This window comes from Streptomyces sp. B3I8 (assembly GCF_030816915.1).
In the GTDB taxonomy this organism is placed as follows: domain Bacteria; phylum Actinomycetota; class Actinomycetes; order Streptomycetales; family Streptomycetaceae; genus Streptomyces.
The window spans coordinates 4,890,497-4,915,558 of the sequence record NZ_JAUSYN010000002.1; the positions used below are offsets into that span (position 1 = coordinate 4,890,497).

General features: G+C 72.3%; 17 protein-coding genes and 1 pseudogene. 6 read left to right on the forward strand and 12 right to left on the reverse strand.

Annotated elements, in window-relative coordinates:
* Nucleotides 1–60 precede the first annotated feature (60 nt).
* Nucleotides 61–678, reverse strand: coding sequence for a TetR/AcrR family transcriptional regulator (locus QFZ64_RS24040; RefSeq protein ID WP_307069000.1), 618 nt, complete (start codon nucleotides 676–678; stop codon nucleotides 61–63).
* A gap of 244 nt (nucleotides 679–922) precedes the next feature.
* Between QFZ64_RS24040 and QFZ64_RS24045 the strand changes: the two genes are divergently transcribed.
* From QFZ64_RS24045 to QFZ64_RS24060, 4 genes are all read left to right on the forward strand, one after another.
* Nucleotides 923–1,897, forward strand: a complete 975-nt coding sequence (locus QFZ64_RS24045; RefSeq protein ID WP_307069001.1) for a tetratricopeptide repeat protein — start codon at nucleotides 923–925, stop codon at nucleotides 1,895–1,897.
* Nucleotides 1,898–2,546: 649 nt separating this feature from the next.
* Nucleotides 2,547–3,191 (forward strand): DUF6230 family protein, encoded by a 645-nt coding sequence (locus QFZ64_RS24050; protein ID WP_307069003.1) that lies wholly within the window; start codon nucleotides 2,547–2,549, stop codon nucleotides 3,189–3,191.
* A gap of 185 nt (nucleotides 3,192–3,376) precedes the next feature.
* Entirely contained in the window at nucleotides 3,377–4,000 is a 624-nt protein-coding gene (locus tag QFZ64_RS24055) for a DUF6114 domain-containing protein (RefSeq protein ID WP_307069005.1), read from the forward strand.
* Entirely contained in the window at nucleotides 3,990–5,399 is a 1,410-nt protein-coding gene (locus tag QFZ64_RS24060) for a hypothetical protein (protein ID WP_307069007.1), read from the forward strand. The genes QFZ64_RS24055 and QFZ64_RS24060 overlap by 11 nt, the downstream gene beginning before the upstream one ends.
* Before the next feature lie 114 nt (nucleotides 5,400–5,513).
* Here the strand turns inward: QFZ64_RS24060 and pyk are convergent, their stop codons facing one another.
* The 3 genes from pyk to pta all read right to left on the reverse strand — a co-directional run bounded on the left by pyk (nucleotide 5,514) and on the right by pta (nucleotide 10,417).
* Nucleotides 5,514–6,944, reverse strand: a complete 1,431-nt coding sequence (pyk, locus tag QFZ64_RS24065; RefSeq protein WP_307069009.1) for a pyruvate kinase — start codon at nucleotides 6,942–6,944, stop codon at nucleotides 5,514–5,516.
* Nucleotides 6,945–7,017: 73 nt separating this feature from the next.
* The gene (locus QFZ64_RS24070) at nucleotides 7,018–8,256 is read right to left on the reverse strand and encodes an acetate kinase (protein ID WP_307069010.1); all 1,239 of its coding nucleotides are present in this window, start codon (nucleotides 8,254–8,256) and stop codon (nucleotides 7,018–7,020) included.
* Nucleotides 8,257–8,341: 85 nt separating this feature from the next.
* Nucleotides 8,342–10,417 carry a phosphate acetyltransferase gene (gene pta, locus QFZ64_RS24075; RefSeq protein ID WP_307069013.1) on the reverse strand — a complete coding sequence of 692 codons (2,076 nt, stop codon included), beginning with the start codon at nucleotides 10,415–10,417 and terminating at the stop codon, nucleotides 8,342–8,344.
* Nucleotides 10,418–10,744: 327 nt separating this feature from the next.
* On the opposite strand from pta, the gene QFZ64_RS24080 reads away from it, so the two are divergent.
* The gene (locus tag QFZ64_RS24080) at nucleotides 10,745–11,770 is read left to right on the forward strand and encodes an ATP-dependent 6-phosphofructokinase (RefSeq protein WP_307069015.1); all 1,026 of its coding nucleotides are present in this window, start codon (nucleotides 10,745–10,747) and stop codon (nucleotides 11,768–11,770) included.
* A gap of 197 nt (nucleotides 11,771–11,967) precedes the next feature.
* Here the strand turns inward: QFZ64_RS24080 and QFZ64_RS24085 are convergent, their stop codons facing one another.
* The 8 genes and pseudogenes from QFZ64_RS24085 to QFZ64_RS24120 form a co-directional block, all read right to left on the reverse strand.
* Nucleotides 11,968–12,693 (reverse strand): helix-turn-helix transcriptional regulator, encoded by a 726-nt coding sequence (locus QFZ64_RS24085; protein ID WP_307069016.1) that lies wholly within the window; start codon nucleotides 12,691–12,693, stop codon nucleotides 11,968–11,970.
* Nucleotides 12,694–12,929: 236 nt separating this feature from the next.
* Nucleotides 12,930–15,752 carry a hypothetical protein gene (locus QFZ64_RS24090; RefSeq protein WP_307071847.1) on the reverse strand — a complete coding sequence of 941 codons (2,823 nt, stop codon included), beginning with the start codon at nucleotides 15,750–15,752 and terminating at the stop codon, nucleotides 12,930–12,932.
* Nucleotides 15,753–15,805: 53 nt separating this feature from the next.
* Nucleotides 15,806–16,930: an AAA family ATPase gene (locus tag QFZ64_RS24095; RefSeq protein ID WP_307069018.1), complete on the reverse strand. Its 1,125-nt coding sequence runs from the start codon at nucleotides 16,928–16,930 to the stop codon at nucleotides 15,806–15,808.
* A gap of 88 nt (nucleotides 16,931–17,018) precedes the next feature.
* A complete protein-coding gene (locus tag QFZ64_RS24100; RefSeq protein WP_307069021.1) occupies nucleotides 17,019–18,488 on the reverse strand; it encodes a VWA domain-containing protein in 1,470 nt (489 codons plus the stop codon).
* A complete protein-coding gene (locus QFZ64_RS24105; protein ID WP_373430769.1) occupies nucleotides 18,485–19,945 on the reverse strand; it encodes a hypothetical protein in 1,461 nt (486 codons plus the stop codon). Before QFZ64_RS24105 ends, QFZ64_RS24100 begins: the two co-directional genes overlap by 4 nt.
* Nucleotides 19,919–20,386: pseudogene (locus QFZ64_RS24110) on the reverse strand (hypothetical protein); the annotation flags it as partial. The gene QFZ64_RS24105 and the pseudogene QFZ64_RS24110, both read right to left, overlap by 27 nt.
* Nucleotides 20,387–20,969: 583 nt before the next feature.
* A complete protein-coding gene (locus QFZ64_RS24115; RefSeq protein ID WP_373430770.1) occupies nucleotides 20,970–21,584 on the reverse strand; it encodes a response regulator in 615 nt (204 codons plus the stop codon).
* Between the two features lie 89 nt (nucleotides 21,585–21,673).
* On the reverse strand, nucleotides 21,674–23,449 hold the full coding sequence (locus tag QFZ64_RS24120) for a sensor histidine kinase (RefSeq protein ID WP_307069024.1): 1,776 nt from the start codon (nucleotides 23,447–23,449) through the stop codon (nucleotides 21,674–21,676).
* 144 nt (nucleotides 23,450–23,593) lie between these two features.
* On the opposite strand from QFZ64_RS24120, the gene QFZ64_RS24125 reads away from it, so the two are divergent.
* Nucleotides 23,594–24,988 (forward strand): cation:dicarboxylate symporter family transporter, encoded by a 1,395-nt coding sequence (locus tag QFZ64_RS24125; RefSeq protein ID WP_307069025.1) that lies wholly within the window; start codon nucleotides 23,594–23,596, stop codon nucleotides 24,986–24,988.
* Nucleotides 24,989–25,062: the final 74 nt, after the last annotated feature.

Consider the following 25,062-nt stretch of genomic DNA (forward strand, 5'->3'; position numbering starts at 1 on the left):
TCGTCGCCGGCGAAGGCGCGGATCCGCCCGTCGTGGTCGTCCTCGGGCGGATCCGTCGCGTCACACCGCCGACAGGCCGTCCAGCAGAAGGCGGGTGAACGCCCGGGTCCACTCCGCGTCCGCCGGTTCCCCGCTCACCAGCGTGCGGTGGACCACCGCTCCCGCGACCACGTCGAAGATCAGGTCCGCGGCCCGGTGCGCCGCGCCCGCGTCCGGCTCGGCCGGCAGCTCGCCGCGGGCGGTCGCCCGTGCGCGGCCCTCCACCACCAGCCGCTTCTGCCGCTCCACGATCGACGTCCGGATCCGCTCCCGCAGCGGCGCGTCCCGCGTGGCCTCCGCCACCACCGCCATCAGGGCCGTCTTCGTCTCCGGCCGGTCGAGGATCGCCGCGAACTGCCGCACCACGCCCTCGACATCGGCCGCCAGGCTGCCCCGGTCCGGCAGTTCCAGCTCGTCGAAGAGGACCGCGACCGCGTCCACGACGAGTTCGTTCTTCCCGGCCCACCGCCGGTACAGCGTCGTCTTCGCCACCCCGGCCCGGGTCGCCACGTCGCCGAGCGTCAGCCGGGACCAGCCCAGCTCCACCAGTGCCGCCCGTGTCGCCTGGAGGATCGCGGCGTCCGCGGCGGCGCTGCGGGGGCGCCCGGCGGGACGGGGCGCGGAAGGACGAGAGGGCATGTCAGCGACCATATCCGGCCGCTCTGCGACGTCTGTGCGTCAGACTTGTGAAGTCGTGAGGGAGATCACCGGGAGAGAGCCTGCGGGCTCCCCGGACCCCGGTTACGCTACGACTCGTAGCGAAACGCGACGACCACGGCGCCAGGTGGGGACCCGGCGCACTCGTGCTCGATTCCCGTGGACTTGTTTCCCATGGAGCGGGCGCGGGGACCACGCGTGTGCGCGGAAGGGGGAGGATGTACTCATGCAGCCACGGAACATGTCCATGAGCGGAGTCGTCGACCTCGCCGCGGTGAAGGCGGCCCAGGAGGCCAAGGCGAAGGCGGAGCAGGCGCGGGCCGAAGCCGCCCGGCGGGGCGACACGGGGGCGGTGTCCCCCGCGGAGCTGGTGCTCGACGTCGACGAGGCCGGATTCGAACGTGACGTACTGCAGCGCTCCACCGAGGTGCCCGTCGTCATCGACTTCTGGGCCGAGTGGTGCGAGCCCTGCAAGCAGTTGAGCCCGGTCCTGGAGCGGCTGGCCGTCGAGTACAACGGCCGGTTCCTGCTCGCGAGGATCGACGTCGACGCCAACCAGATGCTGATGCAGCAGTTCGGCATCCAGGGCATCCCGGCGGTCTTCGCCGTCGTCGCCGGCCAGGCGCTGCCCCTCTTCCAGGGAGCGGCGGGCGAGCAGCAGATCCGGGAGACGCTGGACCAGCTCGTCCAGGTCGCCGAGCAGCGGTTCGGACTGACGGGGCTGACCGTCGACCCGGACGCCGTGCCCGGCGCGCGCCCGGCGGAGGCCGAGGCCCCGGCCGGCCCGTACGACGAGACGCTGGAGGCCGCCGTCCGCGCCCTGGACTCGGGTGACCTGGCCGGCGCGGTCGCGGCCTACGAGAACGTGCTCGGCGAGGACCCCGGCAACCCGGAGGCCAAGCTGGGGCTCGCCCAGGCCGAGCTGTTGCAGCGGGTGCAGGGTCTGGATCCGCGGAAGGTGCGTCAGGAGGCCGCCGAGAAGCCCGGCGACGTGGCCGCGCAGATCACCGCCGCCGACCTGGACCTGGTGGGCGGTCACGTCGAGGACGCCTTCGGCCGGTTGACCGACACGGTGCGACGCACGGCGGGCGACGACCGGAACACGGCGCGGGTGCGGCTGCTGGAGCTGTTCGAGGTCGTCGGGGCCGACGACCCCCGGGTGACGGCGGCGCGCAGGGCGCTGGCCCGAGCCCTGTTCTGACCGGTTTTACGCGACTTGCTGATGACCTGTCGCTAAACACCGGGTGCTGTGATGCCGCGGTGAAAATTCGCCGACCGAGTGGCGCAGGCGGCCGCGTTTTGCCAAAACTTGGCAATGGCGGCCGCTGTTACTCCGAGTAAACCAGCGTCGTCGCCCTGTCGGTCTCTGTCCGTACTTCAACCGTTTCGTCGCCCGGTTCGGCGACACCCAGCGTCGCCGTACGGCCGCGACGGGTCGTGGCGCGGTTACCCGGCCGTTACTAGCGAGTAACGAACCCCCTTGCGGGGGCGGCCGGAATGCACCACGATCGGCGACGCTCGGTCCATTGCCGTACCCCGCAGCCAGTCGGGTCGCGGAGCTTCTCTGGGTCCCCACCGGGCAGGGGCCGGCGACAGTGACGCCGGCTCCTGGACAGGGGGGTCTCCGCCGTCCGGCGGAGCCTGTCCGGCAGGTTGTGCGTGATGCGTGTCAGGCGCGACCAGTGGTTGTCGCTCGGGGGTGATCGCCGGTGATCCGGGCGCGGTCCGTGCCCGGCGCACCAGGCGCTCTCCTTACCGAGGACGTAGCACTTCTCCCATCCCTGCCCGGCCCGGCCGCCCACTCGGGGGACCGCCGGGGCCAGGAGATGTACGTCCGAGAAGGAGGAAATATGGAGTCCCAGGTGCGTGGCGGGACCAGATGGAAGCGGTTCGCTGTGGTCATGGTGCCCAGCGTGGCCGCTGCCGCAGCGATCGGAGTGAGTCTGGCCCAGGGCGCGCTGGCCGCGTCGTTCAGTGTGTCCGGCCAGGAGTTCAAGGTGCGGGCCGGCCACCTCGAGGGCACGGGATTCGCTCAGTACGGTGGTATCGACAGCGGTTACACGACGACCGAGGGCAAGGAAAAGACGGTTCACCCCGTCGCGATCTCGTCGTTCAAGAACGCCGAGATCACGAACATGTGCCAGTCGGTCAAGACGGAGATCCCGCTCATCGGGAAGACGTTCTACCTCCGTCTCGAGGCCGGTCCGGACGCGGACCACAAGGTCGAGGCGAAGAACCTCTACATCGATGTGGCCCAGCTCGACGCCGATGCGACGTTCAAGAACATCGACATCGGTGTGGCCGTCAAGGACCAGACCAAGGGTCCGGCCGTCAAGAGCGGTGAGAACGCGCTGCCGGGCGGCTTCGCCCAGCAGGCGGACAAGGCCGACCTGACGGACGTCAAGCAGACGGCCTGGGCGACCACGGCCGGCACCTTCAAGCTCAGCGGCCTGAAGATGCGGCTCGGCACCGACCCCAAGATGGAGTGCTTCTGACGGCTCCCGCGGCACGGGTGTCTCCGGTCAACTGAGGCATCGAGGGGGTGGGGAGGCCGAGGCTTCCCCACCCCGGTTCCCGGTCGGCGCCACGCGCCGGGCACCCTTGCAGACTTCGACTTCCGGCTTACCGCCCCATGGCCGAGCCGGTACGTACTTCCACCGGACCCAGGGAGCTGTTTTCCATGAGTGCCGAGACCCCGGTCCACGACGTCGGGACCTTCACCCGGGCGCGTCTGGGCTTCCGCGACTGGCGGGGCAGCCGGCCGTTCTGGGCGGGCCTTCTCACCGCGCTCGGCGGAGTGCCGATCGCCTACTTCCCGTATGCCACGCTCAAGCTGGGCACCATGTCGGTCACCATGGCGACCACGGCGGGTTCCGCGTCACTGATCATCGGCGTGCTGCTGTTCACGCTGGGGCTGACGATGTGGTTCCAGAAGGCCACGAGGGTCTTCGCCGGAATCGCGGCGATCATCCTGGGCCTGGTGTCCCTGGTGGTGTCCAACATCGGCGGATTCGTGATCGGCTTCCTGCTGGCGATGCTGGGCGGCGCCATGGCCGTCTCCTGGGTGCCCACCAAGGCCAAGCCCGAGCGGGCCAAGGGCGAGCCGGACACCGGGAAGCAGGACCCGGACGGCGAGAGCGCCACCCCCGCCGCCCCCGTCCTGCCCGCCCAGGGCGAGCCGGGCACGCCGTACGGGGCCGTGAACGACCCGGCGGCGCCGTCCGCCCCGCGTCCGCCGGCGGGCGGGGACGTCGCGGACGCCCGCGGCTTCGAGGGCCAGGACGGGGGGTACCGTGTCCGCTGACGAGGTGCGCGACATCGAGGCGCCCCCGAGAACCGGGCCGCGCCACGCGGCCCCGAGGAAGCCGCTGTTCACCCGCTTCCACGTACCGGCCGGCAAGGCGATAGCGCTCGCGGCGATGCCGACGGCGGTCCTCATGGGGATGGGGCTCACGCCGACCCTCGCCAGCGCCGACGACCACACGTCGTCCAAGAGCCTGACGGCCGACGAGTACAAGGACTGCATGGACGCGCTGGCCTCCGCGTCGGCCTCGCCGTCCGCCTCGAAGTCCGCGACCCCCACGGAGTCCGCGAAGGACACGGAGTCGGGGAAGGCGGACGGGAAGACGGGCTCGTCGTCCTCCGACGACTCGTCCGGCAAGTCGGGTTCGGGTTCGGGCGGATCGTCGGACTCGAAGTCCGGGTCCGGGTCCCCGTCGAAATCCGGCTCGGGTTCGTCGTCCTCTTCGTCCTCTTCGTCCTCGTCTTCTTCGTCGTCCTCGTCGTCCTCTTCGTCGGATTCAGGTTCCGACGACAAGGGCGCGGGCGACCAGGGGACCGAGCCGTCCTCCTCCGCCACCGCGAGCGGCCACGGCGGGCTGCTGGGCGGCCTCGGGGACACCCTGAAGGACATCCTCACCCCGGGCCAGGACTCCGGCACCGACTCCTCGTCGACGGCCTCCCCGGCCCCCTCGGCGTCCAAGGCGGCGGACGACGCCACGTCCGCCACGTCCAAGGCCGAGGAGACCACCAAGAAGGTCACCGACACGGTCAAGGGCACCGTCAAGGACGTCACCGACCCGGTGACCGAGGCGGCCGGCGACGCGGCGGACAAGGCCACCGAGAAGGCGAAGGAGGCGGCGGACAAGGCGACGTCCTCGCCGTCCCCCACCAGCTCGGCCGACGCCGGTCCGTCGGCCACCGCGAGCGAGGGCACCGACCCGGACGACTGCCCGGTGGCCACCGACGCCGAGGGCGGCGTCGACAACCAGGTGCTCCTTCCCGACGACCCCTGGCACCTGCAGGCCAGTTCGCTCACGCTGAAGGGCGCCGACTACCAGGGCATCGTGAAGGTCAGGACCGCCGACGGCACCGTCAAGAAGGTGCTCAAGTACGTCATCTCCGCCGGCACCGACATCGGCGACCTGCACCAGACGGTCAACGACCCCAAGAGCGGCAAGACGTACCACGTCCAGGCCGCCGACGGCTCGACGTCGACCATCCGCGACGGTGACACCGTCATGTACACGGAGAGCATCTCCGGCAACCTGCTCGGCCTCATCCCGATCACGTTCGACCCGGAGCACCCGCCGCCGCTGAACATCCCGCTGATCTACTTCACCAAGGTCGAGGTCGTCCAGGCCGGCCAGTTCGGCGGCACCCTGCACATCCCCGGTCTGCGCCAGTACACGACCGACAACTGACCTCGGACCCTCGGACCTTCCCGGGAGCCGCACACGGACTGTGGCCCGGTACCCGCCGGTGAGGCGGGTACCGGGCCACAGCCCTGCTGTCCTGCTCGTGGTGAGCGCCGCTGTCTAGCCGCGCGCCCCCTCGCCCAGGTGCAGCACGCGGACCATGTTGGTGGTGCCGGACACGCCGGGCGGGGAACCGGCGGTGACGATCACGATGTCACCGGCGTTGAACCGCTTCAGGCGGATCATCTCCTGGTCGACCAGGTCGACCATCTCGTCCGTGGTGTTCACGAACGGTACGACGTGCGACTCCACGCCCCAGCTCAGCGCGAGCTGGTTGCGCGTCGACTCGTCCGTGGTGAAGGCGATGATCGGCTGGGCCGCGCGGTAGCGGGAGAGCCGGCGGGCGGTGTCGCCGGACTGGGTGAAGGCCACCAGCCCCTTGCCGCCCAGGAAGTCGGCGATCTCGGCGGCCGCACGGGCCACCGAACCGCCCTGCGTGCGCGGCTTCTTGCCCGGCACCAGCGGCTGCAGCCCCTTGGAGAGCAGCTCCTCCTCGGCCGCGGCGACGATCTTCGACATCGTCTTGACCGTCTCGATCGGGTACGCGCCCACGCTCGACTCGGCCGACAGCATCACCGCGTCCGCGCCGTCCAGGATCGCGTTGGCCACGTCGGACGCCTCGGCGCGGGTGGGCCGGGAGTTGGTGATCATCGACTCCATCATCTGGGTCGCCACGATCACCGGCTTGGCGTTGCGGCGGCACAGCTCGATGAGCCGCTTCTGCACCATCGGGACCTTCTCCAGCGGGTACTCCACGGCGAGGTCGCCGCGGGCCACCATCACGCCGTCGAAGGCCATCACGACGGCCTCCATGTTCGCCACCGCCTGCGGCTTCTCCACCTTGGCGATGACGGGGACCCGGCGGCCCTCCTCGTCCATGACGCGGTGCACGTCCTTGACGTCGCCGGCGTCACGCACGAAGGAGAGCGCCACCAGGTCGCAGCCCATGCGCAGTGCGAACCGCAGGTCCTCGATGTCCTTCTCGGACAGCGCCGGGACGTTCACGGCCGCGCCGGGCAGGTTGATGCCCTTGTGGTCGGAGATGACACCGCCCTCGATGACGATGCTCCGTACCCGGGGGCCCTCGACGTCCAGGACCTTCAGCTCGACGTTGCCGTCGTTGATCAGGATCTGGTCGCCCTTGGAGACGTCGCCGGGCAGGCCCTTGTACGTCGTGCCGCAGATCGACTTGTCGCCCGGCACGTCCTCGGTGGTGATGGTGAACTCGTCACCGCGCACCAGCTCGACCGGGCCCTCGGCGAAGGTCTCCAGGCGGATCTTCGGGCCCTGGAGGTCGGCGAGGACACCGATGGCCCTGCCCGTCTCCTCGGCGGCGGCACGGACGCGGTCGTAGCGCCCCTGGTGTTCGGCGTGCGAGCCGTGGCTGAAATTGAAGCGGGCCACGTTCATGCCGGCCTCGATCAGCGCGACGAGCTGCTCGTGGGAGTCGACCGCGGGGCCGAGAGTACAGACGATTTTCGAACGGCGCATGGGGCGATCCTATCGGTTTGTTTCACTGCGGAATATTCCGTCTGGCGGAAGATACAAATGCGCGGGAAGCCGCTCAGCTGTGATCCTCCAGGGCGGTCCCGTCCGCGACCAATGCGTAGGTCTGGGTGGCGATCTCCATCTCCTCGTCGGTGGGCACGACGGCGACGGCGACCCGCGCGGAGTCCGCAGAGATCAGCCGCGCCTCGTCACCGCGCACCGCGTTGCGCTCCTCGTCGACCGCGAGCCCGAACATGTCCAGGCCCTCGATCGCGGCCCGCCGCACCGCCGCCGCGTTCTCGCCGACCCCCGCGGTGAAGGCCACCGCGTCCACCCGCCCGAGCACCGCGCAGTACGCGCCGATGTACTTCCGCAGCCGGTGGACGTAGAGGTCGAAGGCGAGTTTCGCGTGCGCGTCACCCGCGTCGATCCGCCGCTGGATCTCCCGCATGTCGTTGTCGCCGCAGAGACCGAACAGGCCGCTCCGCTTGTTCAGGAGTGTGTCGATCTCGTCCATGGACATCCCGCCCACCCGCCGCAGGTGGAAGATGACCGCGGGGTCCATGTCGCCCGAGCGGGTACCCATCACCAGCCCCTCCAAAGGCGTCAGCCCCATGGAGGTGTCCACGCACACCCCTCCCCGTACCGCCGAGGCGGACGCCCCGTTGCCCAGGTGCAGCACGATCACGTTGACGTCCTCGGGAGCCTTGCCGAGCAGCGCGGCGGTGGCCCGGGAGACGTAGGCGTGCGAGGTGCCGTGGAAGCCGTAGCGGCGGATCCGGTACCGGTCGGCGATCTTGGGGTCGATCGCGTAGCGGGCGGCGTGCTCCGGCATCGTCGTGTGGAACGCGGTGTCGAACACGGCGACCTGCGGCAGGTCCGGGCGCAGCCCCAGGGCGGTGCGGATGCCGGTGAGGTTGGCCGGGTTGTGCAGCGGCGCCACCGGGATCAGCCGTTCGATCTCGGTGAGCACGGCGTCGTCGACGATCGTGGGCTCGGTGAAGAACTTCCCGCCGTGCACCACGCGGTGGCCGATCGCGGCCAGGTCGGGGGAGTCCAGGCCGAGGCCGTCGGCGGCGAGCTCCTCGGCGACGGCGTCGAGCGCGGCCCCGTGGTCGGCGATCGGCCCGCCGCGCTCGCGGGTGGCCTCCGCGGTGCCGTCGGTGCCGAGGCGGGTGTGCTTGAGGTGGGACGTCTGCTCGCCGATGCGCTCCACCAGGCCGACGGCGAGCCGGCTGCGGTCGCGCATGTCCAGGAGCTGGTACTTCACCGACGAGGAGCCGGAGTTGAGGACGAGGACGCGGGTCGCGGTCACGGGGGCTGATGCTCTCTGTCGAAGGTGGCGGGAAAATGGCGGCGAGGTGGCGAACGGACGGGTACGGGCCGCCCGTTCGCCGCGCTCACTCCGCCGGGGTCTGCGCCTGGATCGCGGTGATGGCGACGGTGTTCACGATGTCGCCGACGAGTGCCCCGCGGGACAGGTCGTTGACCGGCTTGCGCAGGCCCTGCAGCACCGGCCCGACGGCGATCGCGCCGGCCGAGCGCTGCACGGCCTTGTAGGTGTTGTTGCCGGTGTTCAGGTCCGGGAAGATCAGCACCGTCGCCTGCCCGGCCACCTCGGAGCCGGGCAGCTTGGTCGCCGCGACCGAGGGCTCCACCGCGGCGTCGTACTGGATCGGCCCCTCGACCCGCAGATCGGGCCGGCGCGCGCGGACCAGCTCGGTGGCCGCGCGCACCTTGTCGACGTCCGCGCCGGATCCGGAACTGCCGGTGGAGTACGACAGCATCGCGATCCGCGGCTCCACCCCGAACCGCGCGGCCGTGGCCGCCGACTGCGTGGCGATGTCCGCGAGCTGCTCGGCGTCCGGGTCGGGGTTGACCGCGCAGTCGCCGTAGACCAGCACCTTGTCGGCGAGGCACATGAAGAACACCGACGAGACGATCGAGGCGTCCGCGCGCGTCTTGATGATCTCGAACGCGGGCCGGATCGTCGCGGCCGTCGAGTGCACGGAGCCCGACACCATCCCGTCGGCCAGCCCCTCCTGCACCATCAGGGTGCCGAAGTAGTTGACGTCCGAGACGACGTCGTACGCCAGCTCGACCGTGACCCCCTTGTGGGCGCGCACGGCGGCGTACCGCTGGGCGAAGGACTCCCGCAGCTCGCTGGTGGCCGGGTCGACCAGCTGCGCGTCGGCGAGGTCGACGCCGAGGTCGGCGGCCCTCTTGCGGATCGCGTCCACCGGGCCGAGCAGCGTCAGATCGCACACGCCCCGGCGCAGGAGCACCTCGGCGGCGTGCAGCACGCGCTCCTCGGTGCCCTCCGGGAGCACGACCCTGCGCTTGTCGGAGCGGGCCTGTTCCAGCAGCTCGTGTTCGAACATCATCGGTGTGACCCGGCCGCTGCTCGGCGCCGAGACGCGGGTGAGCAGGTCGGTCGTGTCGACATGGCGTTCGAACAGGCCGAGCGCGGTCTCCGCCTTGCGCGGGGTGGCCGCGTTCAGCCTGCCCTCCAGGGAGAACAGCTCGGCGGCGGTCGGGAAGCTGCCGTCGGGCACGGAGAGCACCGGGGTGCCGGGCGCGAGGCGGGCGGCCAGGGTGAGGATCTCCGGGCTCGGCACCTCGGCCAGGGTGAGCAGCACGCCCGCGATCGGCGGGGTGCCGGCGCTGTGCGCGGCGAGCGCGCCGACGACCAGATCGGCACGGTCCCCGGGGGTGACGACCAGGCAGCCCGGGGTCAGCGCGGGCAACAGGTTCGGCAGCATGGCGCCGCCGAAGACGAAGTCGAGCGCGTCCCGGGCGAGCCCCGAGTCGTCACCGAGCACGATCTTGGCGCCGAGCGCCTGAGCGATCTGCGCGACGGTCGGCGCGGAGAGCGCGGGCTCGTCGGGCAGCACGTACCCGGGCACCGGGAGCAGCGGGCCGAGCCGCTCCGCGATGAGGTCCCGGTCGGCCCGGTCCACCCGGTTGGCCACCATGGCGAGCACGTCGCAGCCCAGGCCCTGGTAGGCGCGGTGGGCGTTGCGGGTCTCGGCGAGCACGGACTCGGCGGACTGCCCCCGCCCGCCCACCACGGGTATCACGGCCGCGCCGAACTCGTTGGCCAGCCGGGCGTTGAGCGCGAGCTCGTCCGGGAGCTGGGTGGCGGAGAAGTCGGTGCCGAGGACGAGGACGACGTCGTAGTCACGGGCGACCAGGTGGAACCGGTCGACGAGCGTGGAGACGAGTTCGTCGGTGCCGCGCTCGGCCTGGAGGGCGGAGGCCTCGTGGTAGTCCATGCCGTAGACGGTCGCCCCGTCCTGGGAGAGCCGGTAGCGGGAGCGCAGCAGCTCGAACATGCGGTCGGGGCCGTCGTGGACGAGTGGCCGGAACACGCCCACCCGGTCGACCCGGCGGGTCAGCAGCTCCATGACCCCCAGCTCGACGACCTGGCGGCCGTCGCCGCGGTCGATGCCGGTCACGTACACGCTGCGCGTCACGCCTGCGCTCCTTCTCGGTTGCGTCGGTCGGTGTGGGTGGTCGGTTCGGGGTGGTCGGTTCGGGGTGGTCTGTGAGGGGCGGTCGGTGTGAGTCGGTCGTTCGGGCCTCGGGCCTCGGGCGGTGTGCGGTGTGCGGTGTGCGGTGTGCGGTGTGCGGTGTGCGGAGAAGTCTCCTGACGGTACCCCCGGCCCTGGTCGAGGCGCCCGTCAGTACGGGTGACGGGGCTGCGCGGATCGGGTGAACCGGGCGCGCGCCGCAGCGTGTCGCGAGGCGTGAAACAATCGGAGTGGCTCACAGGTACCGAAGCGAGCAGGAGACACAGCACGATGCGTATCGGAGTTCTCACCGCCGGCGGCGACTGCCCGGGGCTGAACGCAGTGATCCGGTCGGTCGTGCACCGGGCGGTCGCACAGTACGACGACGAGGTGATCGGCTTCGAGGACGGGTACGCCGGTCTGCTCGACAGTCACTACCGCACCCTCGACCTCAACGCCGTCAGCGGCATCCTGGCCCGCGGCGGCACGATCCTCGGTTCCTCCCGCCTGGAGCGCGACCGGCTGCGCGAGGCGTGCGAGAACGCCTCCGACATGATCCACGAGTTCGGCATCGACGCGCTCATCCCGATCGGCGGCGAGGGCACGCTGACCGCCGCCCGGATGCTGTCGGACGCGGGCCTGCCGGTCGTGGGCGTTCCGAAGACGATCGACAACGACATCTCCTCCACCGACCGCACGTTCGGCTTCGACACGGCCGTCGGCGTGGCCACCGAGGCGATGGACCGCCTCAAGACCACCGCGGAGTCGCATCAGCGGGTCATGGTCGTCGAGGTCATGGGCCGGCACGCGGGCTGGATCGCCCTGGAGTCCGGCATGGCCGCCGGCGCCCACGGAATCTGCCTGCCCGAGCGCCCCTTCGACCCCGCCGACCTGGTCAAGATGGTCGAGGAGCGGTTCGCGCGCGGCAAGAAGTTCGCGGTCATCTGCGTCGCCGAGGGCGCGCACCCGGTGGACGGCTCGATGGACTACGGCCACGGCGAGATCGACAAGTTCGGCCACGAGCGGTTCCAGGGCATCGGTACGGCACTGGCGTACGAGCTGGAGCGCCGGCTCGGCAAGGAGGCCAAGCCGGTCATCCTCGGTCACGTCCAGCGCGGCGGCGTCCCGACCGCGTACGACCGCGTCCTCGCGACGCGCTTCGGCTGGCACGCGGTCGAGGCGGCCCACCGGGGCGAGTTCGGCCGCATGACGTCCCTGCGCGGCACGGACATCGTCATGGTCCCCCTGGCCCAGGCGGTCACCGAACTGAAAACGGTCCCGAAGGACCGGATGGAGGAAGCGGAGTCGGTGTTCTAGGAGGTTGGGGCCCGGTAGGAGGCGCGGGGCTGTGCCGACCTGCGGCTCCGCCGCGTGGGCGCGAGAAGCCCCACCCACCCGTACTCCCCGACGCGCCCCATCCACCCGAGCTCTCCCGGGGTGGAAAGGGCGCAGCCCCTTGAGGACGGGGAGGGCGAGGGCGGCGGGGGCGAAAAAACCCCGCGCCCCCCGGGAGGTCAGTACCCCCGCCCCACCGTCTCCCAGAAAACACCCACCACCCTCTCGAGGAACTCCCGCCCCGCGTCCCCGGACGCCGTCGCCGCCACGCCCCGGAACCCCCCGGCCACCGGCGTCGGCACCAGCTCCCCCTGATACGACGCGTGCATCTCCGCCAGCACCTCCTCGATCACCCGCCGATGCAACGGGACCACCTTCCCCACCTGCCGCACATACCCCTGCCACCGCGTGGTGACGGCCCCCCGCAGCAGCTCCGCGAGCCGCTCCTCCCGCCCCGTCACGGTGACGAAATCCGGCAACGACAGCTCCAGCACGTCGGCCAGCGCCGCCGACTGCCGGTCGGTGCCGCGCCACTCGTCCGCCTCCTCCATCCGCACGTAGGCGAGGAGCTGGACCCCGACCGCATGCGCGACGTCCTCCGGCGCGAGGCCCCGCGCCACCCGGTGCTCGCGCAACGTGCGGGGCGCGCCCACGAGTTCGCCCGGCGCGCACCACAGGACGCCGGCGAGGGCGACCAGCTCGGGGGAGGTGGGGGCGACGTCCCCGTGTTCCCAGGCGACCACGAGGTCGGGGGTGACGTACGGCAGCCCGAACGAGGCGCGCATGCCGTAGGCGACGTGTTCGGGTGCCATGCCGAGGGCCGCGCGGAGGCGGCGGGCGGCGAGGGGGTCGAACGGGGGAGCGGGGGGAGTAGGGGGCGGCGGAACGTGTGATGGGTGCGTCACGGTGCACACCGTAGGGCTTCGGGGCTGCGGTGACTACGTTCTGTTCGGCCACAGATACGGATTGTAGGAAGATACGGATCCGGAGCGCCGTGACGTTTCTCCGCCCCCGCCGCCCTTACCTTTCCCGTCCCTTGGGCGGGCCGCCCCCACCCGCCATGGGGTGCGTCGTCGGCCGCGGGCCGGTGGGGGCCTGTCGCGCGGTTCCCCGCGCCCCTTCACCGGGGCGCGGGGAACCGTCAGACGTTCAGCAGGGCCTCCAGCGCCGCCCCCGTCGCCGGGTGGCGGGTCGTCAGGGTCGCCGCGCCCGACGGCGCCGGTGTGTCCGCCGATGGCCAGTTCTGCTCGCAGCCCAGCAGACGCGCCACCGCCTCGGTGGTCGCCCGGTGGGCCCGGAGCAGCGCGGCGCCGCCCGACGCGCGCGCGGCCCGCGCCGTCGGTTGCGTGACCGGTGCCGCCCGCCACGGCGGTATCCACGTGTCCAGCTCCGCCAGCCGCCCCGGGAAGATCCGGCCCGCCTCGCGGATCAGCAACGGCACCGGCCCGGCCCCGCCCGCCCGCAGCGACGTGATCAGCGTCGGCAGCCAGGGCAGCAGCACCGCGTCCGGCAGCCGCCCGAACGCGTTGGACACCGACTCCACCACGAAGTCCGCGAGCTGCGGCACCGGCTCCAGCGCGTGCAGGAACCCGCTCAGATAGCGCGGGTAGGACGGCACCACCAGCGGGTTGCCCAGCAACTCGTCGCACCGCCGCCGCAGTTCCGCCCGCGACAGCCGGCCCAGGTGCACCTGCGCCGCCCACAGCAGCGCCACCTTCGCCGGTTCCTCCGGATGCGACTGGGCGACCGCCAGTTCGAGCTGGGTCCGGTCGCAGCCCAGCGACAGCGCGAGCCCCTCCATGCCGAAGAGGAAGCCCAGCGTCGCCGCCACCTGCTCCACCGTCGCCTCGTCGTCGGTGAACGCCATCGGCAGCAGCGTGCAGTAGTGCGCGTAACCGGTGCGGACGAAGGACTCCACCCACTGCGGCAGCTCCGGCGCGCTGGTCCGGTAGTACGCCAGCAGCCGTCGTACCCGGCGCAGCACCTCGGGCGCGCCGTCGACGCTGCGCTCGGTCGCCAGGACCTCCAGCGCCCGCGTGCCCAGCTCGTCGGCGAGACGCCGGCTGCCCAGATACAGCACCGCGTCCTCGACCGCCCCCAGTACCGCCGCCGTCGTCGCCCGCGGCGCGTACGCCGTCCGCCGAAGCCGCTGCTCCAGGACCTGTTCGATGCTCACGCCCTCGTAGCCGAGCTCGATCAGTGACCGCTGGTGGGTGCCGAGCGCCAGGTCCCACGACTCCTGCAACGACCGCTCGCCCAGCGCCCGTTCGCCCATGATCGGCCGGGCGGCACCCTGCGGCAGCAGATACCGCAGCATCCACAGCACGTCGGAGCAGCGCTCCAGCTCGGGCCGGCCGGCGATGTCCAGCAGCGCCCGCTGCACGCCCCGCTGCTGCAGCTTCATGCCGAGCGGTGCGAGCCGGTCGTGCACATCACGGGCGAGCGGCGGCAGGGCGTCGTAGCCGACCTGCCCGACCCGGTCGCCGCCCATCATGATCTCGACGAGCCGCCGCACGTCGCGCCGCCCCGGCACCCTGTCCTTCTCGATACACGTGACGGCCGCGTCCTGGAAGTCGTACGGCGTCGGCTTGGCCCGGTCGCGCATCCCGGCCAGCAGGATCGACGTCTCGAACACGGCGATGGCGTCCGCCGTGGAGGCGAGGTAGCCGTTGCGGCGCGCGGCCCGCACGATGTCCACCGACCAGCCGAGCAGCTCCGCCTCGTCCACGCCGTCCAGCACGGGCGGCCGGCGCAGGAAGCCGGACAGCCGGTCCGGCGCCGGCTCCGGCTCCGGTGCCCCGGTCGCGGGCGCCGGGGCGGCCGGCGCCCGCTTCGCGACCGCCTTCCTCTTCGTACCGGCCTGCCCGTCCAGCCGGTACGGCTTCACCTTCGTGCGCCTGACGTTCTTCGCCCACTCCGTCGCCGCGATCGACACCGAACCGGCGGCCAGCCCGAACTGCGCCTCGATCGCCGCGTGGCTGGACGGGATCAGGCCGTGCTGCCAGGTGCTCCCGCTGGGCGGCGTGATCTCGAAGGTGTCGGCGCCCCCGACTCCGAACTCCGCCACCCTGCTGGCCGCGTGGAACGCCCCGCACACGTACAGGCAGTCCGCCGGGTCCGTACCGGTCGTGGACAGATGCTCCCGCATCCGGGTCCACATGTACCGCTCGCGGTCCTCGTCCACCCGTACCCGCCCGGCGTCCCCGGGCGCCAGGCGCCGGAACAGGCTGCCGATCAGCAGCATCACCTGGCGGTAGGTGTCGTGGTCGGCAGCCGCGTCGCCGAGCGGGACCTCCACGTACTGGTGCCACCACTCCGACCAGTGCCGCACCCGGCCGTGCCGCAGCAGGTGCTCCTCCAACTCGGCGAACCGGGGCCGCAGATCACCGATCTCCACGCCGACCGCGTCACCGTGCAGCGCGGCCTCCTCCTCGGCCGAGGGCGTGTCCGGGTGTGCGGACCCCGTGGACCCGGCGGGGTCTTCGACCCGGGTCTCGTGCGACTGCCACTGGAAGACGTGGTCCGAGGAACGGTCGACGAGGACCAGTTCGACGCCCGGCGTGTCCAGCGCGTACGCGATCGCCTGGTACTCCGCCGACGCCTCGGTGATCGGCGCGACCACCGACAGCGGCGCCCACTCGGCGGGCAGCCCCTTCACGTCGCTGGCGAACGCCTGCACCGCCACCGGGAGGCGGCAGTTGCGCAGCTCGGTCAGGAGCGGCGCCATGTCCTCGCACAGCTCCAGATACACCACCTTCGGCTGCTTCTCCCGCAGCCGCCGGGCCATCGCCAGCGCCGAGGCCGGCGAGTGGTGACAGACCGGGAAGATCTCCAGCGGCTCGCGCACCGCCCGGTCCACGTCGTCGACGATGCCGAGCAGGATGCCCTCCAGCGCGCCCGGCCCGTCGGCGAACTCCGTGGCCGCCTCGTGAAGTTGCGAACGCAGCGCCTCGAACGGGCCGATCCCCGCCCCCGACGTCGCCCCTGCCCCCGTGGCGCGCACGGTCTCCGCCCCGCTCACGACAGGGTCGCGATCGCGTCGCGGCCGCCCTCGAGGAACTCGGGCCAGGAGCCACCCTCCTGCGTGCTGCGCGGCTCGACGACGCCGTGCAGGTACTTGTTGAGGATGGCCAGGTCCTCCGGCGCCCGCCGGGCCAGCGACCCCACCAGCGAGGAGGCGAGCGTACGGGCGTTCAGCGCGCTCTCACCGAAGAAGTTGCTGTGCAGGATCGCGTCCTCCAGCACGCCGATCTGCTCGGCGGTGGACAGCGCCGACTCCAGCTTCTCGTCGTCGCTGCCCGCCGCGGCGGCCGAGGCACGCAGGTCGGCGAAGCTGCGCAGCAGCACATCGAGCAGCGTGGGCGGCACGTCCAGCTCTATGCGGTGCCGGCGCAGCAGCTCCTCGGTGCGGAAGCGGACGATCTCCGCCTCGCTCTTCTTGTTGGTCACCACCGGGATGCGGACGAAGTTGAAGCGGCGCTTGAGCGCGGACGACAGGTCGTTGACGCCCCGGTCGCGGCTGTTGGCGGTGGCGATGACGGAGAAGCCGGGCTTGGCGAAGACGATGTTGTCGCTGTCGTCGTCACTGCCCAGCTCCGGGACCGAGATGTACTTCTCGGACAGGATCGAGATGAGCGCGTCCTGGACGTCGCTGGTGGAGCGGGTGAGCTCCTCGAAGCGGCCGATCGCGCCGGTCTCCATGGCGGTCATGATCGGGGAAGGGATCATCGACTCCCGGGACTGCCCCTTGGCGATCACCATGGAGACGTTCCACGAGTACTTGATGTGGTCCTCCGTGGTGCCGGCCGTGCCCTGCACCACCAGCGTGGAGTTGCGGGAGATCGCAGCCGACAGCAGTTCGGCCAGCCAGCTCTTTCCGGTACCGGGGTCGCCGATCAGCAGCAGACCGCGGTCGGAGGCCAGCGTCACGATGGACCGCTCGACGAAGCTGCGGTCGCCGAACCACTTCTGCGCCACCTCCCGGTCCAGGCCGTCGGAGCGCTCGGACCCCAGGATGAACAGGCGCACCATCTTGGGCGACAGCCGCCAGGAGAACGGCTTGGGGCCGTCGTCGATCGACTCCAGCCAGTCCAGCTCCTCGGCGTACTTGATCTCGGCGGGGGCGCGCAGCAGGTCGGACATGATGAACCTCTCGGAGGAAGGTGGTGGGCAAGGACGAGCAAGTGGGTGGAGCGAGAAGGCGCGGTGCGCAAGCGGGGATCCGCGACGCTCAGGTCAGGAACGTCTTCAGCTCGTGCACGAGCTTGCGGATGTGACCGGAGAGCACCGGTGCGCCGAGGTCCTTGAACCGTTCCCGGAACCAGGGGTTGACGCTGCCGCGCCCCGAGCTGGTCACCGAGCCGACCGGGATGAACTTGGCCCCGGACCGGTGGATCGCGGCCATCGACTCGAACAGCGGCTCGGCTCGCCACTCGTAGAAGTCGGATATCCAGACGACGACGGTGTTGCGCGGCTCCGCGATCTTCGGTTGGGCCAGCGCCATCGCGACCGTGCCGTCCGTCCCGCCGCCGAGGTTGGTGCGCAGCAGGGTCTCGAAGGGGTCGTGCACCCAGGGCGTCAGGTCGAGCGCCTGGGTGTCGTACGCGATCAGGTGGACGTCGACCTTGGGCAGTCCGGCGAAGATCGATGCCAGGATGGTGCAGTTCACCATGGAGTCGACCATCGAGCCCGACTGGTCCACCACCACGATCAGCCGCTGCGGCGTGGTCTTGCGGGCGGTGTGCCGGTAGTAGAGGCGGTCGACGTAGAGCCGCTCCTCCTCGGGGTCCCAGTTGGTGAGGTTCTTCCAGATGGTGCGGTCCAGGTCGAGGTTGCGGTAGACCCGCTTCGGCGGGACCGACCGGTCCAGGGCGCCGACGGTGGTCTTCTCCACCTGGGTCCGCAGCACCTCGGCGACCTCGTCGACGAAGCGGCGGATCAGCGACTTGGCGTTGGCCAGGGCGACGCCGGACAGGTTGTTCTTGTCCCGCAGGAGCTGTTCGATCAGCGACATGCTCGGGGTGAGCCGAGAGGCCAGCGCCGGGTCGGCGAGCACCTCGCGCAGCCGCATCCGCTTGACGAGATCGGCCTCGACGGCGCCCAGCTCGGGGCCGATGGCCGGGATCAGCGTGCTCAGGTCCGGCGTCGGGGCGCCGAACCCGGTGCCGGTCGGGCTCACCCCGCCGGGGCCCGAGGCGCCGGGGCCCGCGCCGCCGCCCCGCAGTCCGCCGGGCTCGCAGCCCAGCGCGCGCTCCAGCCAGCCCGCGTCGGACTGCCAGCGCGCGAGCTGCTCGGCGGTGACCGCCCCGGAGCCGGTGGCGAAGACGTTGAGCAGCACCTTCGACACCAGCGTCGCGCGGCGCACCTCGGCGGCCCGGTCGCGCCCGTCGTCACCCTCGACGTCGACGTCGGGCACCATCAACTGGTCGAACTCGTCGGCCAGTCGGGGATGGCGCTGCACGATCGAGTCGACGGACGCCCTGGGGTCGAGCAGCGCGGGCGGCAGGCCGATGTCCTTGACGACGGCGAGGCTCGACGACTCGAGGGTGGCCTGCTCCTCGGGGTCGAACAGCCGGGCGAGCAGCCGCCAGTAGAGCACCTGTCGGCGGTTGTCGTAGGGGTTGGCCTCGGGAGCCTTCGACGTGGTCGGCCCGGTGCGGGGCTCGGTCGGCCCGGTGAGGGGCCCGGTCGGGTCGGTCATTTCCGCAGCAGCCTTCCCGCGCGCTCGCGCAGCACCGTGACCGCGTCCGTCGCCGCCTTCTCCGCCTTGAGTCCGGCCTTGTCGGTGGTGCCGCCCGCCCACGCCCCCGCGTGCACGGCGACGGGCTTCTTCCGTACGGTCGTCTCGACGGCCAGCGGCTGCAGCCGGAAGCGCCCGGCGTCCCAGCGCAGCAGCCCGATGCACGCGTGCGACGCCGCCACGGCCTCCGGGGTGAGCGGCCCGGCGGCCGGCACGCGGTCGGTGTCGACGACGAGACGGTGACCGGCGACGGTGAACGTCAGGGTCCCGGTGTCGTCGTCCCGGTGGCTCTCGTAGCCCTCCAGGAAGACCGGTTCCGCGATCCGCGCGGGGTGCCGGTCCAGCGGCGCGGTCGCCGCGGTGGTGGCGGTGGGCAGGGCGACGCGGGCGGTGGCGAAGGCGTCGGCGGGCTCGCCGTTGCGGGCGTGCTCCTCGTCCCACACCAGATCGCCCTCGGCGGTGACCGGCATGTCGGTGACGTCCATCGCGCGGCCCTCGCCGGCCGCCCCGAGCAGCGACAGGTGCGGGCGCAGCAACTGCCAGACGCCGGCCCCGACGACCGTGTCGGGCTTCGGCACCGAGACCCCCGCCCGCACCAGGCGGGGCGACGAGCCGTCGGCGGGCTCCAGCACGGCGTGCACCTGGGCCTGCGCGGCCGTCGCGTGCTCGTGCAGGTCGATGCCGAGCGGCAGCAGCCGGCCGGTGACCGTACCGGCCGGGGCCGCGCCGGCGGCTCCGGGCACGGTCAGCAGCATCGCCCGCGACCACAGGTCGCCCCAGCGCCGCTCGGGCACCCGCTCCAGGGCGGAGCCCGGGCAGGAGGCGGCGAGCTCGGTGGCCAGACCGTCCAGCAGCGTCGCCAGACGGCGCAGCGACGGCTCCGGGAGCATCGCGGAGACGACGGGGGCGGCACCGGCGACCACCTCGTGGTCGAGGTTGCGCCAGCCCGTGCGGGCCAGGTCGCAGAGCCAGGAGCGGGCGGCGACCAGCAGGTTCGCCGGCTGCGGCGCGGCGGGCACCGGCTCCGGGTCCGCGTCGTGCGTGCGGCCGGTCAGCTCCTCGCCGCGGACCGTCAGCGCGTCGTGGACGGAGCCGAGGAGTGCCGTGCGGGCGGCGGCGAGGGCGGTGAAGTGGTCCTCTCCGGCGGCGCCGGCCGCGGCCTTCTCGGCCGCCTCGGTGGTCCGCGCGGCCAGCGGCGAGGCCGCCAGGGCCGCGGCGAAGACCTGAAGGTCGGCGGCCTGGGCCGGGGCCGGGCGCAGCAGCCCGCCGACGAGGGCGCGGTCGAGGGCGCCGACGGCGTCCAGCGCGTCGTCCAGGCCGGGGACGGGGGCGCCGAGCAGGGCGGACTCGGGGTCCTCGGGGCCGGCGCCGGCCGGGGGAGCGGGGGTCGTCGCCCTGGTGGGCGGGAACCAGTGCATCTCCGGGGACGGGGTGGTGGCGGGGGCCAGTTCGAGGTAGGCGAGGTGGCGCAGGAAGCGGCTGAAGACGGAGGCGGCGGCCTTGCTGCCGTCCGGCTGGGGGTGGGTGGCGGTCAGGGCGGCGGTGATGCCGGGTGCGGTCGGCTCCTCGCCGTCGTCGGCGGGGTCGAGGCGGAGGTAGCGGGCGACGCGGTCGGGGCCGTACTGCAGTACGGCCTCGGTGATCAGGGCCCTGATGTGGTTGCAGTAGCCGCCGCGGGCGCCGCCGCAGGGGCGGTTGTTGTTGGTGCTGCAGGCGTACGCGAAGGTGCCGGTGGCGACCGACGAGACGTAGACCCGTTCGATGTCCGAGCCGCTGGAGACGACGCCCTGCAGGCGGCCGTCGGCCAGTTCGACGAACGGGACCTTGGCGAGCTTGCGCGGCCGGGCGGGTGGCGTCACCCGGGCCGTGCTTGCCGTTTCCCACTCCGACAACGCGTCATCTCCCTCGATGTGGTGGCGGGGTCGCCGCCGGAGGAGGGCGTGTCCGGGCATGCCTGGAGAACCCCCCTCGCGGCGGAACCGCGGTACGGAAATGAAGCTAGCGGGGGGCACTGACAACGGGATTCGCGTGGGGTGGGGTGGTGTGGGGTGGGGATGCGGGTGGTGGGGGCGCGCGTGCGGGGAGTTCGCCCCGCCGCCCCTGCCCTTCCCGTCCCCCAGGGGCTCCGCCCCTTCGGCCCGCGGGAGGCGGAACGCTGCGGTAGGGGGGCGGCGCGGGAGAGCCCGGGTGGTGCGGTACGTCGGGCGGATACGGGCCCGTCGTGGTCTCCCGCGCAGTTCCCCGCGCCCCTGACGGAACGCGCCCACGGCAACCACACCCGCCCCCGGAGCGCGGGGAACCGCGCGGGCAACCACATCCGGCCCGCACGTGAAGTACCGGGGGCGCCCCCCGAGGGCGCGGGGAACCGCGCGAGCGGCCACGGCGTGCCGACAGCCGGGGGACCAGGAAAAACAGGCAGGGCGCCCCCCGAAGGGGGGAGCCCTACCGTGTCCAGCGGTAGATGAGTTCCGGGCGGCCCACCTGGCCGTACAGCGGGCGGCGTGTGGCCGTGCCCGCGTCGACCAGGTGTTCCAGGTACCGCCGCGCGGTGATCCGCGAGATCCCCACCGTCTCCGCGAGCCCCGCCGCCGTGAGGCCCTCCGGCGCGGCCTCCCGCAACGTCCTGGTGACGCGCTCCAGCGTCGGACCGCTCAGCCCCTTCGGCAGCGCCGCCGGCCCCGGCGCGCGCAGCGCCGCCAGCGCGCGGTCCACCTCGTCCTGTCCGCTCGCCTCCCCCACCGTCGCGTGGAACTCCGCGTACCGCACCAGCCGGTCCCGCAGCGTCGCGAAGGTGAACGGTTTCAGCACATACTGGACCACCCCCAGCGACACTCCCTCCCGCACCACCGCCAGGTCCCGCGCGGAGGTCACCGCGATCACGTCCGCGTGATGTCCCGCCCCCCGCAGCGAGCGGGCGAGCTGCAGCCCGTGCACGTCCGGCAGGTGGAGGTCGAGCAGGAGCAGATCCACCGGCATCCGTTCCAGCGCGCGCCGCGCCTCCGCACCGCTGTGCGCCTTGCCGACCGCGACGAAACCCGGCACCCGGCCGACGTACATCACGTGCGCGTCGGCGGCGACGGGATCGTCCTCCACCACCAGTACGCGGATCAGCTCGCCCCCGCCGGCCCCGGACGCCTCCGCCCCCGTCACGCGCCCTCCCCTCCGGCCGCGGCCGCCGCGCCGGGCGCACTGTCCGGCGCCCCCACGGCCGTCCCCACCGTGGGCAACGGCAGCCGTACCTCGAACTCCGCCCCGCCCCCGTCCGCCCGCGCCACCGACAGCCGGCCCCCGTGCCGCTGCACGGTCTGGCGCACCAGGGCGAGCCCCAGGCCGCGCCCGCCGGGACCGGCCGGCTTCGTCGACCAGCCGCGCCGGAACACCGCCTCCGCGTGCTCCGGGTCCACCCCGGCCCCGGTGTCCGCGACCCGCAGCACCAGCGCGGGACCGCCCTCGTCGGCCGTGCCGGCCGTGTCCGCCGATCGGGCCGTGTACGCGGCGACCGTCACCCGGGCGCCCACCGAGCCCTGTGCCGCGTCGACCGCGTTGTCGATGAGATTGCCCAGGATCGTCACCAGGTCGCGGGCCGGGAGGGACGGCGGGAGCAGCCCGTCGTCGATGCCGCTGTCCTCGCTGACCACCAGCTCCACGCCCCGCTCGTTGGCCAGCGCCGCCTTGCCGAGCAGCAGCGCGGCGAGCACCGGCTCGCTGACGGCGGCGACGACCTGGTCGGTCAGCGCCTGCGCCAGTTCCAGCTCGGCGGTGGCGAAGTCGACCGCCTCCTCCGCGCGCCCCAGCTCGATCAGCGAGACCACCGTGTGCAGCCGGTTGGCCGCCTCGTGCGCCTGCGAGCGCAGCGCCAGCGTGAAGCCGCGCTCCGAATCCAGCTCGCCCATCAGCGACTGCAGCTCGGTGACGTCCCGCAAGGTCACCACCGTGCCCCGGCGCTCCCCGCCGGAGACGGGGGAGGTGTTCACCGTCAGCACCCGGTCGGCCGTCAGATGGATCTCGTCCACCCGCGGCCGCGACGACAGCAGTGCCCCCGTCAGCGGCGCGGGCAGCCCCAGCTCGGCCACCGACCGCCCGACCACCGACCCCCCGTCGGCCGGCCCCCCGGCCGCTGCCGATCCCTCGACCACCTCGTCGCTCACCCCGAGCAGCTCCCGCCCGCCGTCGTTGATCAGCGCCACGCGGTACTGCCCGTCCAGCATCAGCAGCCCCTCGCGCACCGCGTGCAGCGCCGCCTCGTAGTAGTCGTGCATCCGGCTCAGCTCGGCGGCGTTCATCCCGTGGGTCGAGCGCCGCAGTCGTGCGTTGATCACGTACGTGCCGACGGCGCCCAGCGCCAGGGCCCCGCCGGCGACCTCGGCGAGCGTGGTGACCTGGTCGTGGATGCGCCGGGAGATCGCCTCCACCCGTATCCCGGCGCTGACCAGGCCGATGATCTCGTCGTGGTCGTCCCGGATCGGCGTCACGGCCCGCACCGACAGTCCGAGCGTGCCCTTGTACGTCTCGGTGAAGGTGTGTCCCGCCAGCGCCGGAGCGGTGTTGCCGACGAACTTCTGCCCGATCAGGTTCGGCTTCGGATGGGTCCAGCGGATGGCCCGCGGATTCATGATCGTCACGAAGTCCACGTCGGTGTCCCGCTGGACGCGCGTCGCGTACGGCTGGAGCGTCCTCGACGGGTCCGGGGTGCGGATCGCCTCCCGTACGGAGGGGGAATCGGCCACCGAGCGGGTCACGGCCAGCGCCTGCCGGGTGGCCGCCTCCTTGGCCTGATCGTGGTCGCTGACGTAGGTGAACAGCGCGTAGCCGACGACCAGCACCGCGACCAGCACCGCCTGCATGGCGAAGAGCTGCCCGGCGAGGCTGCGGGGTCTGGGCAGCCGGGCGAGCGCGCCGGTGAGTGTGGCCGGAAAGGGCATGCCGCCAGTGTGCCTCCCGGTGTAAGCGTGAACTAAATGAACGGAAGCGTGACCGCCCTCACAGCGCCGCGGGATAGTCGCCGCATCCCCCGGACGTGAGCCGCACGCCGGTGATGCCGACGACGTCGTCAAAGGAGGGCAGCCGTGTCCAGCACCCCCGACACCGCACCTGCCGTACCCGCCCGCAAGCGGGACCGCACCCATTACCTCTACCTCGCGGTGATCGCCGCGGTGGTGCTCGGCGTCGCCGTCGGGTTCATCGCACCGGACTTCGCCAAGGAGCTGAAGCCGATCGGGACCGGCTTCGTCAACCTGATCAAGATGATGATCTCCCCGATCATCTTCTGCACGATCGTGCTCGGCGTCGGTTCGGTCCGCAAGGCGGCCAAGGTCGGCAAGGTCGGCGGGCTCGCGCTCGGCTACTTCATCGTGATGTCGTTCGTCGCGCTCGCGATCGGCCTCGTGGTCGGCAACATCGTCCACCCCGGCAGCGGCATGCACCTGACCGAGGCGGTCAAGGGCGTCGGCCACGACCAGGCGGCGGCCGCCGCCGAGGGCCCCGTGGACTTCGTCCTCGGCATCATCCCGACCAGCCTGGTCTCCGCGTTCACCGAGGGCCAGGTGCTCCAGACGCTGCTGGTCGCACTGCTGGTCGGCTTCGCGCTGCAGGCCCTCGGCAACGCCGGGCAGCCGGTGCTGCGGGGCATCGAGCACATCCAGCGGCTGGTCTTCCGCGTCCTGTCCATGATCATGTGGGCGGCGCCGATCGGCGCGTTCGGCGCGATGGCGGCGGTCGTCGGCGAGACCGGCGTGGACGCGCTGAAGGCGCTCGCGACGATCATGCTCGGCTTCTACCTCACCTGTCTGCTGTTCGTGTTCGTCGTGCTCGGCGCGATGGTGCGGGTGGTCGCCGGGGTGAACATCCTCCAGCTCTTCAAGTACCTGGGCCGGGAGTTCCTGCTGATCCTGTCCACCTCGTCGTCGGAGTCCGCGCTGCCGCGGCTCATCGCGAAGATGGAGCACCTGGGCGTGAGCCGGCCGGTCGTCGGCATCACCGTGCCGACCGGCTACTCCTTCAACCTCGACGGCACGATGATCTACCTGACGATGGCGTCGCTGTTCATCGCCGACGCGATGGACCAGCCGCTCGCCATCGGGCAGCAGATCACCCTGCTGCTGTTCATGATGGTCGCGTCCAAGGGCGCGGCGGGCGTGACCGGGGCGGGTCTCGCCACGCTGGCGGGTGCCCTGCAGTCCCACAAGCCGGCCCTGGTCGACGGCGTCGGCCTCATCGTCGGCATCGACCGCTTCATGAGCGAGGCGCGGGCGCTGACGAACTTCGCGGGCAACGCGGTGGCGACGCTGCTGATCGGGACGTGGACGGGGGAGGTCGACAAGGAGCGGGTGGACCGGGTGCTGGCCGGGGACCTGCCGTTCGACGAGCGGATGCTGGTGGACAGCGGGGAGGACCCCGCGTCCACGGAGGCGGAGGCGCCGGAGGCGCGGGACGGCGACGAGAAGGAGCTGGCCAAGGCGTGAGGGAGCGGGGCGGGCCCCGAAGGGTTTCGCCCCCGCCGCCCCTGCCCTTCCCGTCCCCGGGGGCTCCGCCCCCG